This is a genomic window from Xanthomonas sp. SHU 199 (assembly GCF_000364665.1).
Taxonomy (GTDB): domain Bacteria; phylum Pseudomonadota; class Gammaproteobacteria; order Xanthomonadales; family Xanthomonadaceae; genus Xanthomonas_A; species Xanthomonas_A sontii.
Map to the genome: position 1 here is coordinate 1 of NZ_AQOI01000397.1, position 1,566 is coordinate 1,566.

The following is a 1,566-nucleotide window of genomic DNA, read 5'->3' on the forward strand; positions in this document are numbered from 1 at the left end:
GGCGGGGCGGCGGGATCGGTCGGGGCGGGCGGCAGCAGCACCTGCGCCTGCGGTTGCAGCTTCAGCAGGGCCGACCAGTCCTGGCGATTGAAGTCGCACAGTTCCTCGTGGCCGGGCGTGCATTCGAGTGCGGCGCCTTCGTCGTTCTGGTCCTGCGCCAGCGGCGCATCCAGTTGCAGGCGCCCGCTGCGGTCCAGCTTGAGCTTGCGCATGGTCACCGCGTTGAACACGTTGCCGCCGATGAGGTACAGGGTCTGGTCGCCGCCGACATTGGCCGCGATCACGATGTCGCAATGCGATTCCCACGGCAGCGGGCGGCCGCGCGCCAGCGCCTCGCGCAGGCCGGCGGTGCCGACCGGCTGCCGGCGTCCGCGCAGGAAGCACAGCAGATCGCCGGGGGCAGGCTTTTCCTGCTGCGGGTCGGCAAAGCGATAGGGCAGGCCGTCGGCGCCGGCCTGGTAGGCGGCGCGGATGTAGTCGATATGCCGGATCGAGGTGTGGAAGCCGGCCACGCCGGCGCGCACCATCACGTAGGACACGAAGGCTGCCGACCACGGGTTGTCGACGATGAAGGCGCGGCAGTCGTTCTCGCGGTAGCGCGACCCGTCCAACTGCTGGCAGCTCTCGGCACCGTCGAAGCGGCCCATCGCGCCCAGCGTGCCGCTGTCGCGCCAGTAGGTGGCGACGCGCTGCCAGGCTTCGATGCCGTCGTCGGCCAGGTCGGCGCGCTCGGCCTCGGTGACGCGCAGGCCGGCCAGGCGGCCGTCGCGATCGATGAACGGGCGCCACCACAGCCGGTGCTCGTTGCAGGCGGTGCGCACGATCGCCACCGCCGCCGGGGTAAGGCCGAAGCGCGGCGGCAGATCGCAGACTTCCGCGGCCGCGGCGCGGCCGGCGGGAAACAGGGCGGCGACACACAGCAGCGCGAACCAGGGGCGGAACATCGGCGAACTCGGTGGGGACGGGGAAGCGCGCAGCGTCGCAGAGCGGCGTCGGCGAGGCCGTGAAGTGTAGGGCGTGCGGCGCGATCCGGGCAGATCGCCCCGTGCTGGCTAGCGCGTTTGCCGGCGGATCAGGCGCTTGGCGGTTACCCTTGGTGTGGTGGCACTCACCCAGCGGGGTGGAAACGTTCAACGTCGCGACTGGGCCATGCGTGCGGACATGCACGCATGGGATGTATCCGCATTCGCCGCGGGTGTGGAAAGGGCGCGCGGTCGCCTCGTCGCGCGATCTGGCCGCCTACTGCGGCGGCGTTCCGAGTTTCAGCGACAGATCCACGGCCTGCACATGCTTGGTGAGTGCGCCGATGGAGATGCAGTCGACGCCGTCCTGTGCGATCGCGCGCACCGCCTCCAGGTCGACGCCGCCGGAGACTTCCAGCGGAATCGCGCGATTGAATGGTGCGGCCGCGGCGATCGCCACCGCGTCGCGGCGCTGTTCCGCAGTGAAGTCGTCGATCAGGATGCGATCGCAGCCGGCCTGCAGCGCTTCGCGCAGTTGCTCCAGAGTTTCCACCTCGACCACCAGCGGCAGCGCCGGCCACTGCGCGCGCGCGGCGGCCACCGC

General features: G+C 71.1%; 1 protein-coding gene and 1 pseudogene. Both read right to left on the reverse strand.

The features are described 5' to 3' along the window. Positions 1 to 944 (reverse strand): DUF2272 domain-containing protein (locus D183_RS0113190; protein WP_017909414.1); only part of this gene is annotated, 944 nt, incomplete at its 3' end. A 295-nt stretch (positions 945 to 1,239) separates the two neighbouring features. Beyond that, positions 1,240 to 1,566, reverse strand: a pseudogene (locus D183_RS0113195) (carboxylating nicotinate-nucleotide diphosphorylase); the annotation flags it as partial.